Annotated in this window: 19 protein-coding genes; 16 read left to right on the top strand and 3 right to left on the bottom strand. The window is 55.2% G+C overall.

Annotated elements, in window-relative coordinates; all coding sequences use genetic code 11:
- Positions 1 to 8: 8 nt before the first annotated feature.
- Together V5T82_RS03070 and V5T82_RS03065 are read left to right on the top strand one after the other, a co-directional pair.
- Positions 9 to 575: a hypothetical protein gene (locus V5T82_RS03070; protein ID WP_332894124.1), complete on the top strand. Its 567-nt coding sequence runs from the start codon at positions 9 to 11 to the stop codon at positions 573 to 575.
- Between the two features lie 2 nt (positions 576 to 577).
- The gene (locus V5T82_RS03065; protein WP_332894123.1) at positions 578 to 1012 is read left to right on the top strand and encodes a hypothetical protein; all 435 of its coding nucleotides are present in this window, start codon (positions 578 to 580) and stop codon (positions 1010 to 1012) included.
- Here the strand turns inward: V5T82_RS03065 and V5T82_RS03060 are convergent.
- Both V5T82_RS03060 and V5T82_RS03055 read right to left on the bottom strand, forming a co-directional pair.
- Positions 999 to 1631, bottom strand: a complete 633-nt coding sequence (locus V5T82_RS03060) for a uracil-DNA glycosylase (RefSeq protein WP_332894122.1) — start codon at positions 1629 to 1631, stop codon at positions 999 to 1001. The two genes, V5T82_RS03065 and V5T82_RS03060, sit on opposite strands and share 14 nt — an antisense overlap.
- 4 nt (positions 1632 to 1635) lie before the next feature.
- The gene (locus V5T82_RS03055) at positions 1636 to 2298 is read right to left on the bottom strand and encodes a LabA-like NYN domain-containing protein (protein ID WP_332894121.1); all 663 of its coding nucleotides are present in this window, start codon (positions 2296 to 2298) and stop codon (positions 1636 to 1638) included.
- Positions 2299 to 2429: 131 nt separating this feature from the next.
- Here V5T82_RS03055 and folK point away from each other — a divergent pair, with 131 nt between their 5' ends.
- From folK to V5T82_RS02985, 14 genes are all read left to right on the top strand, one after another.
- Positions 2430 to 2966, top strand: a complete 537-nt coding sequence (folK, locus tag V5T82_RS03050; protein WP_332894120.1) for a 2-amino-4-hydroxy-6-hydroxymethyldihydropteridine diphosphokinase — start codon at positions 2430 to 2432, stop codon at positions 2964 to 2966.
- A 169-nt stretch (positions 2967 to 3135) separates the two neighbouring features.
- Positions 3136 to 3768, top strand: a complete 633-nt coding sequence (locus V5T82_RS03045; RefSeq protein ID WP_332894119.1) for an outer membrane protein — start codon at positions 3136 to 3138, stop codon at positions 3766 to 3768.
- Positions 3769 to 3988: 220 nt separating this feature from the next.
- Entirely contained in the window at positions 3989 to 4414 is a 426-nt protein-coding gene (rpoZ, locus tag V5T82_RS03040; RefSeq protein ID WP_332894118.1) for a DNA-directed RNA polymerase subunit omega, read from the top strand.
- Positions 4415 to 4527: 113 nt separating this feature from the next.
- Entirely contained in the window at positions 4528 to 6717 is a 2190-nt protein-coding gene (locus tag V5T82_RS03035) for a RelA/SpoT family protein (protein WP_332894117.1), read from the top strand.
- A 10-nt stretch (positions 6718 to 6727) separates the two neighbouring features.
- On the top strand, positions 6728 to 7366 hold the full coding sequence (locus V5T82_RS03030; RefSeq protein ID WP_332894116.1) for an alpha/beta fold hydrolase: 639 nt from the start codon (positions 6728 to 6730) through the stop codon (positions 7364 to 7366).
- Complete coding sequence (locus tag V5T82_RS03025; RefSeq protein ID WP_332894115.1) at positions 7363 to 8121, top strand: methyltransferase domain-containing protein; 759 nt, start codon at positions 7363 to 7365, stop codon at positions 8119 to 8121. The genes V5T82_RS03030 and V5T82_RS03025 overlap by 4 nt, the downstream gene beginning before the upstream one ends.
- A 94-nt stretch (positions 8122 to 8215) precedes the next feature.
- Positions 8216 to 8809 (top strand): DUF2062 domain-containing protein, encoded by a 594-nt coding sequence (locus V5T82_RS03020; protein WP_332894114.1) that lies wholly within the window; start codon positions 8216 to 8218, stop codon positions 8807 to 8809.
- Positions 8806 to 9555, top strand: coding sequence for a pyridoxine 5'-phosphate synthase (locus tag V5T82_RS03015; protein ID WP_332894113.1), 750 nt, complete (start codon positions 8806 to 8808; stop codon positions 9553 to 9555). Before V5T82_RS03020 ends, V5T82_RS03015 begins: the two co-directional genes overlap by 4 nt.
- Complete coding sequence (gene acpS / locus V5T82_RS03010) at positions 9552 to 9959, top strand: holo-ACP synthase (protein WP_332894112.1); 408 nt, start codon at positions 9552 to 9554, stop codon at positions 9957 to 9959. The genes V5T82_RS03015 and acpS overlap by 4 nt, the downstream gene beginning before the upstream one ends.
- 23 nt (positions 9960 to 9982) lie before the next feature.
- On the top strand, positions 9983 to 10753 hold the full coding sequence (gene lepB, locus V5T82_RS03005) for a signal peptidase I (RefSeq protein ID WP_332894111.1): 771 nt from the start codon (positions 9983 to 9985) through the stop codon (positions 10751 to 10753).
- A gap of 3 nt (positions 10754 to 10756) precedes the next feature.
- A complete protein-coding gene (gene rnc / locus V5T82_RS03000; RefSeq protein WP_332894110.1) occupies positions 10757 to 11437 on the top strand; it encodes a ribonuclease III in 681 nt (226 codons plus the stop codon).
- The gene (gene era / locus V5T82_RS02995; protein WP_332894109.1) at positions 11434 to 12333 is read left to right on the top strand and encodes a GTPase Era; all 900 of its coding nucleotides are present in this window, start codon (positions 11434 to 11436) and stop codon (positions 12331 to 12333) included. The genes rnc and era overlap by 4 nt, the downstream gene beginning before the upstream one ends.
- 186 nt (positions 12334 to 12519) lie before the next feature.
- Entirely contained in the window at positions 12520 to 13362 is an 843-nt protein-coding gene (locus V5T82_RS02990) for a DUF4349 domain-containing protein (protein WP_332894108.1), read from the top strand.
- A 74-nt stretch (positions 13363 to 13436) separates the two neighbouring features.
- On the top strand, positions 13437 to 14696 hold the full coding sequence (locus V5T82_RS02985; RefSeq protein WP_332894107.1) for a S8 family serine peptidase: 1260 nt from the start codon (positions 13437 to 13439) through the stop codon (positions 14694 to 14696).
- Positions 14697 to 14753: 57 nt separating this feature from the next.
- Here the strand turns inward: V5T82_RS02985 and V5T82_RS02980 are convergent, their stop codons facing one another.
- Positions 14754 to 15941 carry a pyridoxal-phosphate-dependent aminotransferase family protein gene (locus V5T82_RS02980; RefSeq protein ID WP_332894106.1) on the bottom strand — a complete coding sequence of 396 codons (1188 nt, stop codon included), beginning with the start codon at positions 15939 to 15941 and terminating at the stop codon, positions 14754 to 14756.
- Between the last annotated feature and the right edge of the window lie 84 nt (positions 15942 to 16025).

Here is a 16025-nt window from a genome sequence, read left to right as displayed (position 1 = left end):
TCGCGCGCATGGAAACAATTCATACAGAAATCTACAACCTGAAACCTCCCATAGTTGACACGCTGTTGCAAAACGCCACGGTCGAAGACATGAACGGTGCGTTTCAGGCCAAAGCAAAAGTGGCTTTGGAACGGGACCTCTTGATCTTGCGCGAACACAGAATCAATTCTGGACTGGCGACCCGGACTTGGATGCAGTTTATGACGACGGCATTTGGCTCCATCATGATCGTTATCGGGTGCAGTTTCGTTTTGGGGCGCATTAAGACCGAAAGCAATGAAGGCCATGTGGACATTGGCACGGTCAGTGCCTCTTTGGTGACGTCTTCGCCGGGTTTGATGTTGGCTTTTTTCGGCGGCATTTTGATTTGCGTGCCGCACTATTTTTTCAATCCAATCACGGTGAAAGATAAAGCCGCTTTTGTCGGTGCGATCGTCGGCGAGACGGCGAATCTCGGAGCAGGGGCAGGCGGGGTTGAAAGCAACCCCAGTGCGAGTGCCGAAGCAACAGCCAGCAGACAAGCATTGATCCAGTCTTTGATTGACGGTCCAACGACACAAACTGGGGGGAACTGACGATGGTTTTGAAACAACTGACACCCTTTCTTGGCCTTATGAGCCTCGGGATAAGCGCTGGCTTTTTACCCGCAAATGTCGATGCGCAGGAGTTGACGGTAAATGCTCAAGCCCTCGATCAAGCGCTGCAAATCCAATATAATGCAGGGTGGTATATGGGCTGCATTGTTGCGCTAAAAGTCAAAAATTCTCAGCGTGCCAGTGACGGCGTCTATGAGCACTCGGCCCAATTGCAGGACGCATTGCTGGAAAATGAATGTAAAGCATACGCCAGCGTCCAGTTCCGTCCCACCCTGAGCGGAGGGGCCGCATTTGGGGATGTCTCTAGCGGCCCGTTAGAGGACCATGATGGCCCTGGTACCGTTACAATGCCATCCCCATTCAATCCAGAGCAGATGCAGCTTTTGGAGAACGAGCAGCCCTCTATGGGCCAATAACCGTGCGAAACACGTCGTGGAACATCTCTTCGGTGAGACGTCCCGTGTTGGTGTTGTAGCGCGAGCAGTGATAGCTGTCGGTCAGCGTTAGCCCATCTCCCAAATCATGTTGGGCACAGTGACCAAATTTGTGCACGGACTGTTTGATGCCCAAGGTCTTGAGCACCGCATTGTGCGCCACCGTGCCCAGGGCGATTAGGTTTTTGAGCTTGGGCATAGCCGCGATCTCTGCCACCAAATAGGGGTTGCAGGCTTTGATCTCCGTGCCGTTCACTTTGTTTTCGGGGGGCGCACAGCGCACCGCGTTGGTGATGCGGCAATTGGTGAGCTCCAGCCCATCGTCGGCGCAGGCGCCGTATGTGCCTGTACCCAGTTTGAATGTCAGCAAAGTGGGGTAGAGCAAATCCCCTGCATAATCGCCCGTGAACGGTCGTCCCGACCAGTTGGCCCCTTTGAGCCCGGGGGCAAGGCCCACGATCAGAAGTTCCGCTGAAAGCGGACCAAAACTGGGCACCGGGGCGTTGTGAAAATCCGGATAGGCGGCTTGATTGGCGGTGCGGTAATCGACCAAACGGGCGCACTGGGTGCACCCTTTTGGCGGCTCAATCGGCTGGGACATGGGCTTAGATCAGTTCAGCAAAGTCGCCGGGAGCTTTGGGTGCGCCATCGTCGTCGTCGTCAACGACGGGGGACGGCTGTTCGGAATGGCTTTGGAAGTGATCGCTGTCTTCACGCGGCGGGCGTTGGGACGGGCGATCGCCACCGCGGCCAATGCTTTTTTGCAGATCGGTGAGCTCGATAAAGTGATCCGCTTGGCGGCGCAATTCGTCGGCGACCATGGGTGGGGACGATTTAACGGTGGAAACCACCGAACAGCGCAAACCTTTGCGTTGAATGGCTTCGATCAGGCGGCGGAAGTCACCGTCGCCGGAAAACAGCACCACATGGTCCAAGTTTTCCGCCATTTCCATCACGTCGATGGCCAGCTCGATGTCCATGTTGCCTTTGATTTTGCGCCGGCCCGCACTGTCGGTGAATTCCTTGGTGGGTTTGGTCACCATGGTGTAGCCGTTGTAGTCCAGCCAATCCACCAAGGGACGGAGCGGGGAGTATTCGGCGTCGTCCATCAGTGCGGTGTAGTAAAACGCACGGACCAATTGGCCTTTGCCGGCAAAATGTTCCAACAAGCGTTTATAATCGATGTCGAAATCGAGCGCGCGGGCGGCGGCGTACAAATTGGAGCCGTCAATGAAAAGGCCGATGCGTTCTTGAGGGTAAAAAATCATGTTAATCAATCCCTTATAAAATGAAAAAAACGAAAAGATATCCGAAATACGATGGATGCCTTATAGGTAGGCTTTGCCCCGGACCCGTGCAAGCAGATTTGGGGGCTATTTATAAGTTGGATCGAAAATAAATGATTTTGATTGGTTTAGGCGCGAATTTACCCTCGGACCGCTTTGGCTCGCCGGTGCAAACCTTGGAGGCCGCGCTGGACGCCTTGAGTGCGCACGCCAAGGTGCGCGTATTGCGCCGTTCGCGCTGGTTTGAAAGCGCACCTGTGCCCATGAGCGACCAGCCTTGGTACGTCAACGGTGTGTGTATCGTTGAGACGCCCCTGGAGCCTGCGGAGCTTTTGGCTGTTTTGCATCAAATCGAGACCGATTTTGGCCGCGTGCGGGCCGAGCGTAATGCCCCCCGCGTCTTGGACTTGGATTTGCTGGCTTTTGATGACCTGATTACGGATGAAACAGTGGGGTTCTCTGTGCCGCACCCGCGCATGCATGAGCGTGGCTTCGTTTTGTTGCCCATTCGTGATTTGGTGCCGGGCTGGACGCATCCGGTTTTATTTAAGGGCCTGGAAATGCTCATTAAAAACCTTCCTGAAGACCAAGTTACTCGTCCCAAAGAGATGCTTCATCGAGATATTGATGACGAAGAAGAGGGGGGCTAAGCCCTAAACTGTGCGTTCGATTTGATGTTGTAAATTTATCACGCCTGCGCTCAACACCTCGTAATTCTATGATTTTATCATTGCGGCTACACGGAAAACTCTATAGAAGTTAACAAGATTCTGGAGCTGGTGCTTTTGGATGCCATTTTTAATTTGAAGGCTTGAAGATATGAAGAAACTCGCTTTTTCCTTGTTTGCTTTTGCTGCGCCATTTGTTTTGGTAAGCACCGGGCAAGCAGCTGATCTCTACGCTGGTGTATCTGTTGTAGGAAGTTCGTACAACGATCCTAAAATTAAGAACTCCTTTTCTGGCGGTTCCACTGTTTCGCACAATAGTGAACTGGATAACGGCCTTGGTGTTCTTGCACGCTTTGGCAGCAAATATGGCAGTATACGTGCTGAAATCGAACTCGGCTATCGCGATTCCTCTATCGGTGCTGTTACTGGTCAATCTACTTTGACAGGTGTCTCCGGTGATGTTGGCATTTATACAGCCATGCTGAATGGTGCATACGACTTTGACATGGACTCTGCATTCACGCCTTTTGTAAGCGCAGGTTTTGGCGGTCTTTATGCTGATGGTGAAATCAATTACACCGACACCGATGGCGAAGCGTCTTACGAGGATGGCGAAGCTGTTACCGTTGCAGGCCAAGTCGGCTTGGGCGTGTCGTATGAATTGAGCCCTGCAGTTGACTTGGTTGGATCCTATTCTCTTTTGGGCGCTCCGACGAGCGACCTAGGGGTGAACCAATACCTTGTCATTCACAACGCTCAAATTGGTGTTAACTACAACTTTTAAGCCACCAATTTGACAGTTTAACAGCCTACCCCTTTGTGTCAGGAATAGATTTAGAAACCACACCCTTTAGCGAGTTGGGGTGTGGTTTTTTCTTTGTTTAAGTTTTCTGTATACAGACTTGTCTGTTTTGTGTTGCACTTATTCCACCAACCCAATATATAATCGCCAGAATCACTCACATTTTACACACGTTTCACACCCTTTAGCTGGAGAAACATCTATGGCCCGTGTTACGGTCGAAGATTGCGTTACCAAGATTCCCAACCGCTTTGAGCTGGTGATGACCGCCGCGCAGCGTGCGCGCGACATTTCCGCAGGCGGTGAACTCACCGTCGAACGTGACAATGACAAAAACCCTGTTGTTGCCCTGCGCGAAATCGCCGATGAAACCGTCAACTACGACGAACTGCAAGAAACCCTGGTCAAGGGCCTGCAGCGCTACGTCGAAAGCGACGACCCCATCGAAGACGAAATGGACATGCGCGCTTTGCAACAAGACGTCACCGGCGAAATGGGCGAAGCGGACGACAACGCTGAAGTCAACGCTGACGCCTTGACCGTGCACGACGTGGCCGCCGAAGACGTGGCCGAAGCCATGTCCGAAGCCGAAGCCATGATGGAAGGGGCTGAAGTTCAGGGGGACTAAGTGATTAGGCGCGCTCACACGACGTTTTTGGCGTGCCGTCCTTTTGGGTCTACGGCCACTAAACCTGTTTATCGAAAGCCCTTTGCTCTACACTTCGAGCGGAGGGCTTTTGCGTGATGCGCCAGTTCGAACTTGTTGAAATTGTCAAAGCGTATGATCCGGCTGCCGACGAGGGCCTGATCAACAAAGCCTACGTCTATGCGATGAAAGCCCACGGTTCGCAAATGCGTGCTTCGGGCGATCCGTATTTCTCCCACCCGTTGGAAGTCGCGGGCATCTTGACCAGTTATCGTCTGGACGCCGCAACCATTGCCACAGCTTTGCTGCACGACGTGGTGGAAGATACGGGTGCCACCATTGAAGAGCTGCAAAAGATGTTCGGCCCCGAGGTCGCAAAGCTGGTCGACGGTGTGACCAAGCTGACCCAGATCGAACTTCAGTCCGACCACTCCAAACAGGCTGAGAACTTCCGCAAGTTGTTGTTGGCCATGTCCGAAGACATCCGCGTGTTGTTGGTGAAGCTGGCGGACCGGCTGCACAACATGCGCACGCTGCACTTCATCAAAAAGCCGGAAAAGCGCAAACGCATTGCGACCGAGACCATGGAGATTTTCTCTCCGCTGGCCGAGCGCATCGGCATGCAGGAGCTGAAAAACGAGCTCGATGACTTGTCGTTCTCTGAAATCAATGCCGAGGCACGCGACAGTATCCTCAAGCGTTTGGAATACTTGCGCGACGAAGGCGAAACTTTGGTGCCGTTGATCATCAACGAATTGCGTCAAACCCTGAAAGACAACGGTGTCGTCGCCGAGGTGACGGGCCGGGAAAAAACGGCGTACTCCATCTGGCGTAAAATGCAGAAAAAGGACGTGCCGTTCGAAGCCATGTCCGACATCATGGCGTTTCGCATTGCGGTGGACAGCAACGAAGATTGTTATAAGGCCTTGGGCGTCATTCACAATGCGTACCGGGTCGTGCCGGACCGGTTTAAGGATTACATCTCAGTCCCCAAACCCAATGGCTATCAGTCCTTGCACACCGGGGTGATTGGCCCTGAGCGCCATCGCATCGAAATTCAGATCCGCACGCACGATATGCACAGCATTGCCGACAGCGGGGTGGCGGCGCACTGGCAGTACAAACAAGGTGATCTTCTGGACGATGTGTCGGGCAAACCCACCGACGGCAAGCAGTACCGCTGGCTGCGCGAACTGTTGGAAATTTTGGAAACTGCGGCCGAGCCCGAAGAGTTTTTGGAACACACCAAACTTGAGATGTTCCAAGACCAAGTGTTCTGCTTCACCCCTAAGGGCGACCTGATCAACCTGCCCCAAGACGCGACGCCTGTGGACTTTGCCTACGCCGTTCACACCGAAGTCGGGGACCGTTGTGTCGGTTCCAAGATCAATGGCCGCATGATGCCGTTGCGCACACGTTTAAAAAACGGTGATCAGGTGGACATCGTCACCTCGAAAACCCACACACCGTCACCGACGTGGGACAACTTTGTCGTCACGGGCAAGGCGCGGGCGCGCATCCGGCGCTATGTGCGTTTGAAAGAGCGTGATCAATACATCGAGCTCGGCAACGCCATGTTGGAACGCGCCTTTGTCGAAGAAGACTATCCGCTGACGGAAAAGGGCCTCAAAGGGGTCTTGAAAATTTTTCAACAAGACAGCGTCGATGAGCTGGTCGCGGAAGTTGGCATGGGCCACACCACGGCACGCGAAGTGTTGGAAGCGGTTTATCCCGGCACCAAAAAACAAAGCGTGGCGCGCAAAATCAGTGACATGATGCCGCTGTCGCGATCCAAAAGGCGCCAAAAGAAAAAATCCAAACGCGACGCAGCCATCCCCATCCGTGGTTTGATTCCCGGCATGGCGATGCACTATGCGGGGTGTTGTCATCCCCTGCCGGGGGACCGCATTGTCGGCATCATCACCACGGGCAAGGGTGTCACCATTCACACCATCGACTGCGACGGTTTGCGTAAATACGACGATGAGCCGGAACGCTGGATCGACGTGTCTTGGGATATGGGCGAAGAGGTCGCACAGACCGCTGGCCACGTGTCGCGGGTGCATCTGACGCTGTTGAACGTGCCGGGGGCTTTGGGCTCGCTGTCGAACGTCGTCGCACGGGGGGAGGGGAATATCTCCAACTTGAAGATCCAAAACCGTGCCTCTGATTTCTACGACATGATGGTCGACATCGAAGTGCGTGATGTGAAGCACTTGAACGAGATCATCGCCGCTTTGCGCGCAACACCTGAAATCAACTCCATTGAACGCGCACGCGGGTAAGGCGGGCGGCATGAGGTATGTCTACATCCATGGCTGGGGATTTGATGCGCGCTTTTGGCAGCCGCTGATGGAGCGTGTGGGCGCAGGCGAGTGCCTTGATTTGGGCTACCGTGCAGCGCAGACGTCAGACATTCCCCCGTTGGATGAGTCGGATGTTGTCATTTCGCATTCCTTTGGCACACAGTTTATGCTGCACAAAATGCTGCAGCATAAACCTGCAGCATTGATAGCCATCAATGGCTTTGCGCGCTTCACCAAAGCCGACGATTTTCCAAAAGGTGTGCATCCCAAATTGCTTAACCGCATGATCCAGGGATTTGGTCTGAAACCTAACCAAGTCTTTGCCGATTTTATGGGCCAATGTGGCGACGTCACCCCATATGAAGGTTCATTGAACTGGGACCGCTTAGCCGAAGATTTAACCGCCATGATGGATTGGGATGAACGCGCTGGACTTAAAGAACTGAACGTTCCCGTCTTGGCCTTGGCCGGGGACGCGGATCAAGTGGTGTCTGCTGAGATGAGCCAGGCGTCCTTTGACGGCTTTGATTTGCGCATGAAAGCAGGCGGGGACCACATTTTGCCGTTAAGTGCGACGGACTGGTGTGCAGAGCACATCAATGGTTTTGTTGCGGGACTTTCCAAATGAGCGCGCAAAAGTCCCAAATCGTCGACGCGTTTTCGAAATCCGCCGACAGCTATGAGCAAGCCTCCCAGGTCCAAGCCCAAGTGGCCGCCCAGGTTGCGGCTTTGGCGTTGGACGGCTTAGTTTCTGCCCCGGACGTCTTGGAAATCGGCTGTGGCACGGGCGGTCTGACGCGCCACCTTCTGACGGGCACTTCAGGCGGCCGGTTCGTCATCACCGACATCGCACCCAACATGGTGGACAAGTGCAAAACCCAATGTGCCGATCCGCGTGTCGATTATTTGTGCATGGACGGCGAGCGACCCAGCCTTGAGGGGCGGCAGTTCGATCTGATCGTCTCCAGCCTCGCGGTGCAATGGTTTGCAGACTTACAAGCCGGGTTAGCCGAGTTGGCGGGGCTTTTGAAGCCCGGCGGACAGCTGCTGTTTTCGACGCTGGGCTGCGAAACCTTCGCCAATTGGCGCGCGGCCCATGCGGCGCTGGGCCTGAAAGACGGCACGCGCAGCTATCCCGATTTGACTGAAATCGAAGCGCTGATGCCCTCCGGCGGTTCGGTTGTGCTTTGGGAAGAGCGGATTGAGCGCGCCTATGACGACGCCCACGTCTTTGCCCGGCGTTTGAAGACCATAGGCGCAAACACGCCAGCGTCTGGACACAAACCCCTGAGCCCAAAGGATTTCCGCCGCATATCGGCGCATCTGGGGGAAAACTTCACAGATAGCTATCATATTGTTTATGCATGTTTCATCAAATCGTGACGCTTTGGTGAATGGGACGGAAAATCCTTTCCCAACAGGCGGATATGTGAGAAAAAGCCACATATTCCGCGAACCTTGACGTGAACCCAACCCCATGTTTCAACGCCGCCAAAAACTCAACCTGTTGCACCGCATCGCACAGTTCTTCTGGCCCAAGGCCGGGTGGAACCGATCGACGCGCTATGTGTTTCATCGTGTGGCGCGGATTCCGGGCTCTGCCTATTCGCTGGCTGCGGGGTTTGCCTGTGGTGCTGCGATTTCATTTTCGCCGTTCATGGGCTTGCATTTCGTAATTTCTATGGCGATGGCATATATCATCCGCGCCAATATGTTGGCGGCGGCCATTGGCACCGCCGTGGGCAATCCCTGGACCTTTCCGTTTATTTGGATCGGGGTGTTCAACACCGGACAATGGCTGTTGCGTCAAGACGGTGTGAACCCCAAAGACATTGACTTTATCGACGTGCTCACCGAAAGCACCGAAGCCTTGTACAAGCTGGATTTCGACTTGTTTTTAGACGTCGGCGGTCCGGTGATGTGGCCCATGCTGGTCGGTTGCGTGCCCTGGGTTATCGGGGTGTGGTTTGCCTTTTACGTGCCGCTGCGCCCGGTGATTTCGAAATATCAAGCGGCACGCCATCACAAGCGCATGCGCAAACACACCACTCATGAAAGTGCTGAACAATGACCTCCCCACAGCTCTCCGATCTTCGGCTAGGCGTTAATATTGACCACGTTGCCACCATCCGCAATGCGCGCGGCGGCGATTATCCCGATCCCGTGCGCGCGGCCCATATGGCGGCAGACGCAGGTGCGGACGGAATCACGGCACACTTGCGTGAAGACCGCCGCCACATCACGGACACGGACATTTTGCGCCTGTGCGATGAAATTGACTTGCCGTTGAACCTGGAAATGGCAGCAACGGACGAGATGTTGGAAATTGCGCTGCGCCACAAGCCCCACGCGGCGTGCTTGGTGCCGGAAAAGCGCGAAGAGCGCACCACCGAAGGCGGTTTGGACGTTGTCGGCGGATTTGACAAGCTTAAGCCGGTCATTGGCCGCTTGTCCGATGTTGGTATTCGCGTTTCGTTGTTTATCGAGCCCGACGTAGAAGCCCTGGATGCCTCAAAAGCCCTTGGCGCGCCGGTGGTCGAATTGCACACCGGGACCTATTGCGACAAGACGGGGGAGGCGCGCGATCAAGAGTTGGAACGTGTCATCAAAGCCGCAGCCCATGCACACACACTTGGCCTGGAATGCCACGCCGGACACGGTTTGATCTACGACACCGTAAAGCCGATCGCCGTCATTCCCACCCTCAAAGAGCTCAACATCGGACACTTCTTGGTGGGTGAGGCGATTTTCATCGGTTTTGAAGCGGCCATTAAAGACATGCGCCGCTTGATGGACGAAGCCAGAGGTGTCGCATGATTTTGGGCGTCGGCACAGATCTCTGCGACATTCGTCGCATCGAACAGACGCTGACGCGCTTTGAAGCTCGCTTTGTCGAGCGCATCTATACCGACGAAGAACGCGCCAAAGCCGAAAAGCGGGGCGAGAAGGGCAAGGCCAGCCGCTACGCCATGTTTTTTGCCGCCAAAGAGGCCACGGCCAAGGCTTTGGGCACCGGATTTCGCGAAAATGTGTTCTGGAAAGACATAGCCGTCACCAATTTACCCAGCGGTCAGCCCATTATGACCCTTTCCAACGGGGCGCTAGACAGGCTACAAAGCCTCACACCCGAAGGTTATGAGCCGAAGATTGATATCTCGCTGACCGATGAATACCCCTTGGCCCACGCCATGGTGGTCATTTCGGCGGTTCTCAAGCCTTAAAAACAGACAAAAATGGATACTTTATGAGCGACAACACCCCCGCCAAAGACGACGACCTGTTCGACGGCAAACCCCAAGAAGATGAAGAAAGCCTCTGGGATACCGTCAAGACCATCGGCTATGCGGTTTTGTTTGCACTGGTGGTGCGTTCGTTCGCCTATGAGCCGTTCTCCATCCCGTCGGGGTCTATGATTCCGACATTGTTGGTAGGGGACTATCTGTTTGTGTCCAAAATGTCGTATGGCTATTCCAAGCACTCGTTGCCGTTCAGCCTGCCGGTTTTGCCCGAACGCGTGATGTTCGAAGAACCCGAACGCGGCGATGTCGCCGTGTTTAAAACGCCCACGGACAACACCACCGATTACATCAAACGCATCGTCGGTCTGCCGGGCGACACCATTCAGGTCAAACGCGGTGTTTTGCACATCAATGGCAAGGCCGTAAAGCGTGAACGGGTGGGCGAGTTTGTCTACGAAGACCGCTACGGTTCCTTCCACCACACGGTGCGCTATTTGGAAACTTTACCGGGCGGGGTCAGCCACGAAATCATCGAAGAAAGCGACCGCATGGTCCTCGACAACACGGCCCTGTACCGCGTGCCCGCGGGCCATTATTTCGGCATGGGCGACAACCGCGACAATTCGTCGGATTCGCGTGTGATTGGGTATATCCCCAAAGAAAACCTAGTGGGCCGTGCGGACGCAAAATTCTTTTCCATCGACGGGTCGTTTTGGAAGTTCTGGCAGTGGCCCTGGTCGCTTCGTTTCGAACGCTTCTTTACGTCGGTGGACTAAACGATGGCCACCGACTTAGACCACCTACAAGACCTGTTGGGGCATGCGTTCACCAACGAAGATTTGTTGAACCAAGCCCTGCGTCATGCCTCGACCACCGAACAGCGCACCAGCTCCAACGAACGCCTCGAATTCTTAGGCGATCGTGTGCTGGGTTTGGTGATGGCGGAAATGCTGTATGCGCAGTTCCCGGATGAAGAAGAAGGCGAACTTGCGCGCCGCTTTGCCGGCCTCACGTCCCGCGACACCTTGGCCCGTGTTGGGGATGGTTTTGCATTGGCGAACTTGGTCCACACCCAATCCGTCGATGCGGAAACGTCTGCACGCTCCCACGACAGTGTGGTGGCCGACACGCTGGAAGCCGTTTTGGGCGCGCTCTATTTGGATGGAGGCCTAGACATTGCCGCGGCCTTCATTCAAACCCGTTGGGCGGATTTGGTCACCGAAGACATCAAACCGCCCAAAGACGCCAAAACCGCATTGCAGGAATGGGCGCAAGGCCGCGCGCTTGGCTTGCCCAAATATGATATTGTCGGGCGCTCAGGCCCCGACCACGCGCCGACCTTTACCATCCAGGTCTCGGTCAAAGACAGTGGTGCAGGCGAAGGCCAGGGTGCGTCGCGCCGCGCCGCCGAACAAGACGCTGCCGCCAAACTGTTGGCTGAGCTGGAAGGACAATCATGACCGATCAAGATCGCTGCGGTTTCATCGCCGTCATCGGCGCGCCCAACGCTGGCAAATCAACCTTGGTCAACCGCGTGGTGGGGACGAAGGTCTCCATCGTTTCGCCCAAGGTTCAAACCACCCGCGCGCGCGTCATGGGCATTGCTATCCAAGACCGCGTACAGCTGGTCTTCATCGACACACCCGGCATCTTCCAGCCGCGCCGCCGCTTGGACCGTGCCATGGTCGCGGCCGCCTGGGGTGGAGCCGGGGACGCTGACGTCAAATTGCTGTTAGTGGATGCCGATAAAGGCATCGACAAAGACACGGCCAGCATTATCGAGCGCATGAAAGCAGAAAAACAGCGCGCGCACTTGGTGATCAACAAGATCGATAAAATCAAAAAGCCGCAATTGCTGGCTTTGGTCTCTGACCTCAACGCTCATGAAATCTTCGACGATATTTTCATGATTTCAGCGTTGAACGGCGACGGTGTGGACGACTTGGTGTCGTTTTTGGCCGGGCACATGCCCGAAGGTCCGTGGCACTTCCCCGAAGATCAAGTGTCCGACCAGGCGGAACGCCTGCTGGCTGCTGAAATTACGCGTGAAAAGCTCTATTTGCAGCTGCGCCAAGAACTGCCCTATGCGACGACGGTGGAAACCGAAACGTGGGAAGATCGCAAAGACGGCTCGGTCAAGATCGAACAAGTGATCTTTGTCGAACGCGACAGCCAGAAGTCCATTATCTTGGGCAAGGGTGGTCAGCAGATCAAAAAACTGGGCGAGGCGGCGCGTACGGAATTGGAAGAGATTTTGGACACCCGCGTGCACTTGTTCTTGTTTGTGAAAGTGCGCGAAAAATGGGCCGACGATCCCGAGCGCTATCGCGACTGGGGCCTGGATTTTGACGCCTAAGCTCTACACCTGAACCATAAACGGTATCAGAGAGAGGGCTCCGGCCAAAAGCAGGGCGTGAATGATATAGCGTCCAAGAAGCATGATGGGCTCCAATCGTTAGTCATCGTCCCGTTTTGCCCCACAATCTCGCCACAGTGTGTGTCTATGACAATTGTGTCCTAAAAGTCTATGTAGGTGGTGGGAATGAAAAATCCAGTGAGAATTGGTGTTGTCTTGGTTGCTGTGTCCGTGTTGCTCAGCGCGTGCGATCCCGAATCCAGCGACGACAACAGCCGTTCCAGCGCGCCGCCCATGGGCAAGGCCATGCTGATGGCTGCAGACGCACCGATGATGCGTTCGGAAGCCGCCATGGCGTCCAACGCTGGCCCGCGCATGGAAATCGGGCGCAATTACAGCTTAGAAATCGATGACGACATCAACGCCCAGTTAGAACGCGACCGCACGGAATGCTTGAAACTGAACTGTGTCATCACCAATCAATCCCAAACCGGTCACGCGCAACGCCCCACGGCGCACCTGCGTGCCCAGGTCCCTGGCGAAAAGGCCAATCAATTTCACGCCTTCCTGTCCGAAGGGGAAGGCCGTCATATCGTCAATTTCAATGAAACCGCGCGCAACCGCGATCAAGCTTATCAAGACACCGAAGCACGCATCAAACGCTTGAACTTCATGCGTGAACGGCTCTATGCCTTGGCGGATAAAAAATCTTCCAAGATCGGCGATTTGGTCCAGGTGGAACGTGAGCTGATGCGCGTCGAAGGCGATATCGAACGCCTCACGCGCCAAAAGCAAAACATCGAAAAGGTCACCGACAACGTCACCTTTTCCATCAGCTATGCTTTGCGCCCACCCAAAGCGGGGGATGTCAACTTAGGTCCGCTGTCGGGATTGTTAAGCGACAGCTTCAACGCCTTCATCCGCGGCATACGCGCCACCACCATCTGGATTGCGCGTTGGCTGCCTGTGGTTCTGTTGGCCGGGTTGGGGCTTTGGCTGTGGCGCAGACGGCGTTCTGATGATGGTTAAGTGATTTGTGTTCTCTCTCAGGCCGGGCGTGCTTATACTTAATCGTATATTGAAGGTGTTTGTGAGAGGGTTAGATGAAATTTATCCATGCGTGCGTAGTGTTGACGGCCTTTATCTGGGCTGGTGAGGCCACCGCTCAAATCCTGAAGTATGATTCCAAGGGACGTCCGATTTCACAGGATAAATACAAATCCGGGAAATACGGTTCGGGCAAGAGCGGGTCTTCTAAAGGTTCAGGCTCTCGCACAGACAAGACGATCGATAAATTGTTCACCCATGAACCGGGTGAAGTTCTTGTGGTGAACCCGGGCGCAAACTTTGTCGGCAAAGCCATCACCATGGGCTACCGGGTCCAAGAAACCATCGGCGCGAAGGAACTGGGCCTCAAAATTTTGCGCCTGACCATCCCCCGGTCCAAGACACCTGAAAAAGCCATTAAAGAGCTCGCCAAAACCTTTCCGGGCACGACCTTCGATGTGAACGCGCATTATCATGTGCAAGCTGGGGCCGCCCCGAAAAACGCCCGCACAGCCCGCAAAATGGCGGGGTGGACCCGAACGTCCAACAGCTGTGGGAAGGGTTTGAAAATCGGTGTGATCGATACCGGTCTCGATCTCTATCACCCCGCGTTTAAAGACCAACTGGTGTCTTATCTGTCGTTCCCCAAACCGGGACGCAAAGCGGGTAACCAGAAACACGGCACGGCCGTTTCCAGCATTCTTGCGGCCCGGGCGGACTGGGGCGGCTTGCTGCCCGGCGCGCGGCTGTATCACGCGAATATGTTTGAAATCAATAAAAAGGGCAAAATGGTCGGCACAGCCGCTGCCTTCGTCAAAGCCATGGCCTGGTTGGTCGGGGCCGATGTGCACGCCGTGAATATTTCCATGGCGGGTAAGGAAAACAAAGTCATCCGCCGGGCTTTGGACCGTGCCAAAGACATGGACATCTTGGTGATTGCCTCCATTGGTGGGTGGGGTAAATCGGACCGCATCGCTTATCCGGCGGCATATGGAGACGTGGTGGCGGTCACAGCCCTGTCCGGTCCCAATAAGATTTATTCAAAAGCAAATGCAGGCCCGCACATCGACATCGCCGCCCCCGGTGCAGGGGTGTGGGCGGCAAAGGCCAAGAGCGACGGCGGCACGACCTACTATGGGACGTCTTATGCGGCGCCGTTCGTGACAGCTGTTGCGGCGATCCTGCGCAAAGCGGGAAGAGCCCCCAATCCAGACACCCTGCGCAAAATCTTGAGCAAGGTGGTGAACGATCTGGGCTCACCCGGACGCGACGACGTGTTCGGCTTTGGCGCCTTGAAGGGCGCGCCGAAATGCTGACGAAAAAAGCCGCATCAGCTCTGAGCTGATGCGGCTTTTCGTTTCTGTTCAGTGTGATTAAGCGCTCAGCAAAACCTTCTGCGCAGCTGCTGCGGCATCTGTGCCTTTCAGCGGGGCACCAATATCGGTAAGCACGCCTTCAAGCGCCGCTAAACACAGTGTGACGTGACGCGGCGTAGAGCTTTGACCCATCAGGCCGATGCGCCAGACTTTGCCGGCCAACGCACCCAGTCCTGCGCCGATTTCAATGCCGAACTCAGAAAGCATGCGACGGCGCACCAAGGCTTCGTCCACGCCTTCGGGAACTTGAACGGCGTTGAGCTGCGGCAAACGGCACGCTTCGTCCACGATCAAGTCAAGGCCCAACGTTTCCAAGCCCGCTTTCAAGCCGTTGTGGTTCTTCTGGTGGCGTTTCCAGGCGTTCTCTATGCCTTCTTCTTTGAGCATCACCAAGCTTTCGTGCAGCGCATAGAGCGCGTTCACAGGGGCGGTGTGGTGGTAAGACCGCGTTGCGCCCTCGCTGGACCAGTAGCCCATGATCAGGTTCATGTCCAAAAACCAGCTTTGAACCTTGTGATTGCGCGCGCGGATGACTTCAAGCGCGCGGTCGCTAAAGGTTACCGGAGAAATGCCGGGCACACAGCTCATGCATTTTTGCGTGCCGGAATAACACGCGTCGATTTTCCACTCGTCAATCATCACCGGGGTGCCGCCAAGGCTGGTCACCGCGTCCATAATCGTGAGTATGCCGGCGTCTTGGGCCAGCTTGGAAATGGCGGGGGCGTCGGACTGGACGCCTGTGGAGGTTTCGGCGTGCACAAAGGCCACGGCTTTGGCGCCTGGGTTCGCTTTGATGGTCTCTTCCAGCTTGTTCAAGTCAATCGGTTTGCCCCAGTCGTCTTCGACTTTAAGAGCCGTGGCACCGCAACGTTCCACGTTTTCGACCATGCGCCCGCCAAACACACCGTTGATGCAGACGATGACGTCGTCGCCGGGCTCAATCAAGTTGACGAAGCAGCTTTCCATACCCGCAGACCCCGGCGCGCTGACGGGCAGGGTCATTTGGTTGGTGGTTTGAAAGGCGTAATGCAGCAATCCCTTGATTTCGTCCATCATCAAGACGAATTCGGGGTCCAAGTGTCCAATGACGGGACGGCCCAGGGCTTGGAGAACGCGTGAATGAATATCGGAGGGACCGGGACCCATAAGCATACGGATCGGCGGGTGAAAGGAAGAAACGGTCATTTGGGCGGATTGCTCCCACTTAAAGTTTTGACATATGGGGGAGGTCCCAAATGAATTGGGGTCGCTCCCACGTAATTTCAATAT

This window comes from Magnetovibrio sp. PR-2, from assembly GCF_036689815.1.
GTDB lineage: Bacteria > Pseudomonadota > Alphaproteobacteria > Rhodospirillales > Magnetovibrionaceae > Magnetovibrio.
Note: the sequence above shows the minus strand (reverse complement) of the source record. Positions and strands in the feature narration are given on the sequence as shown.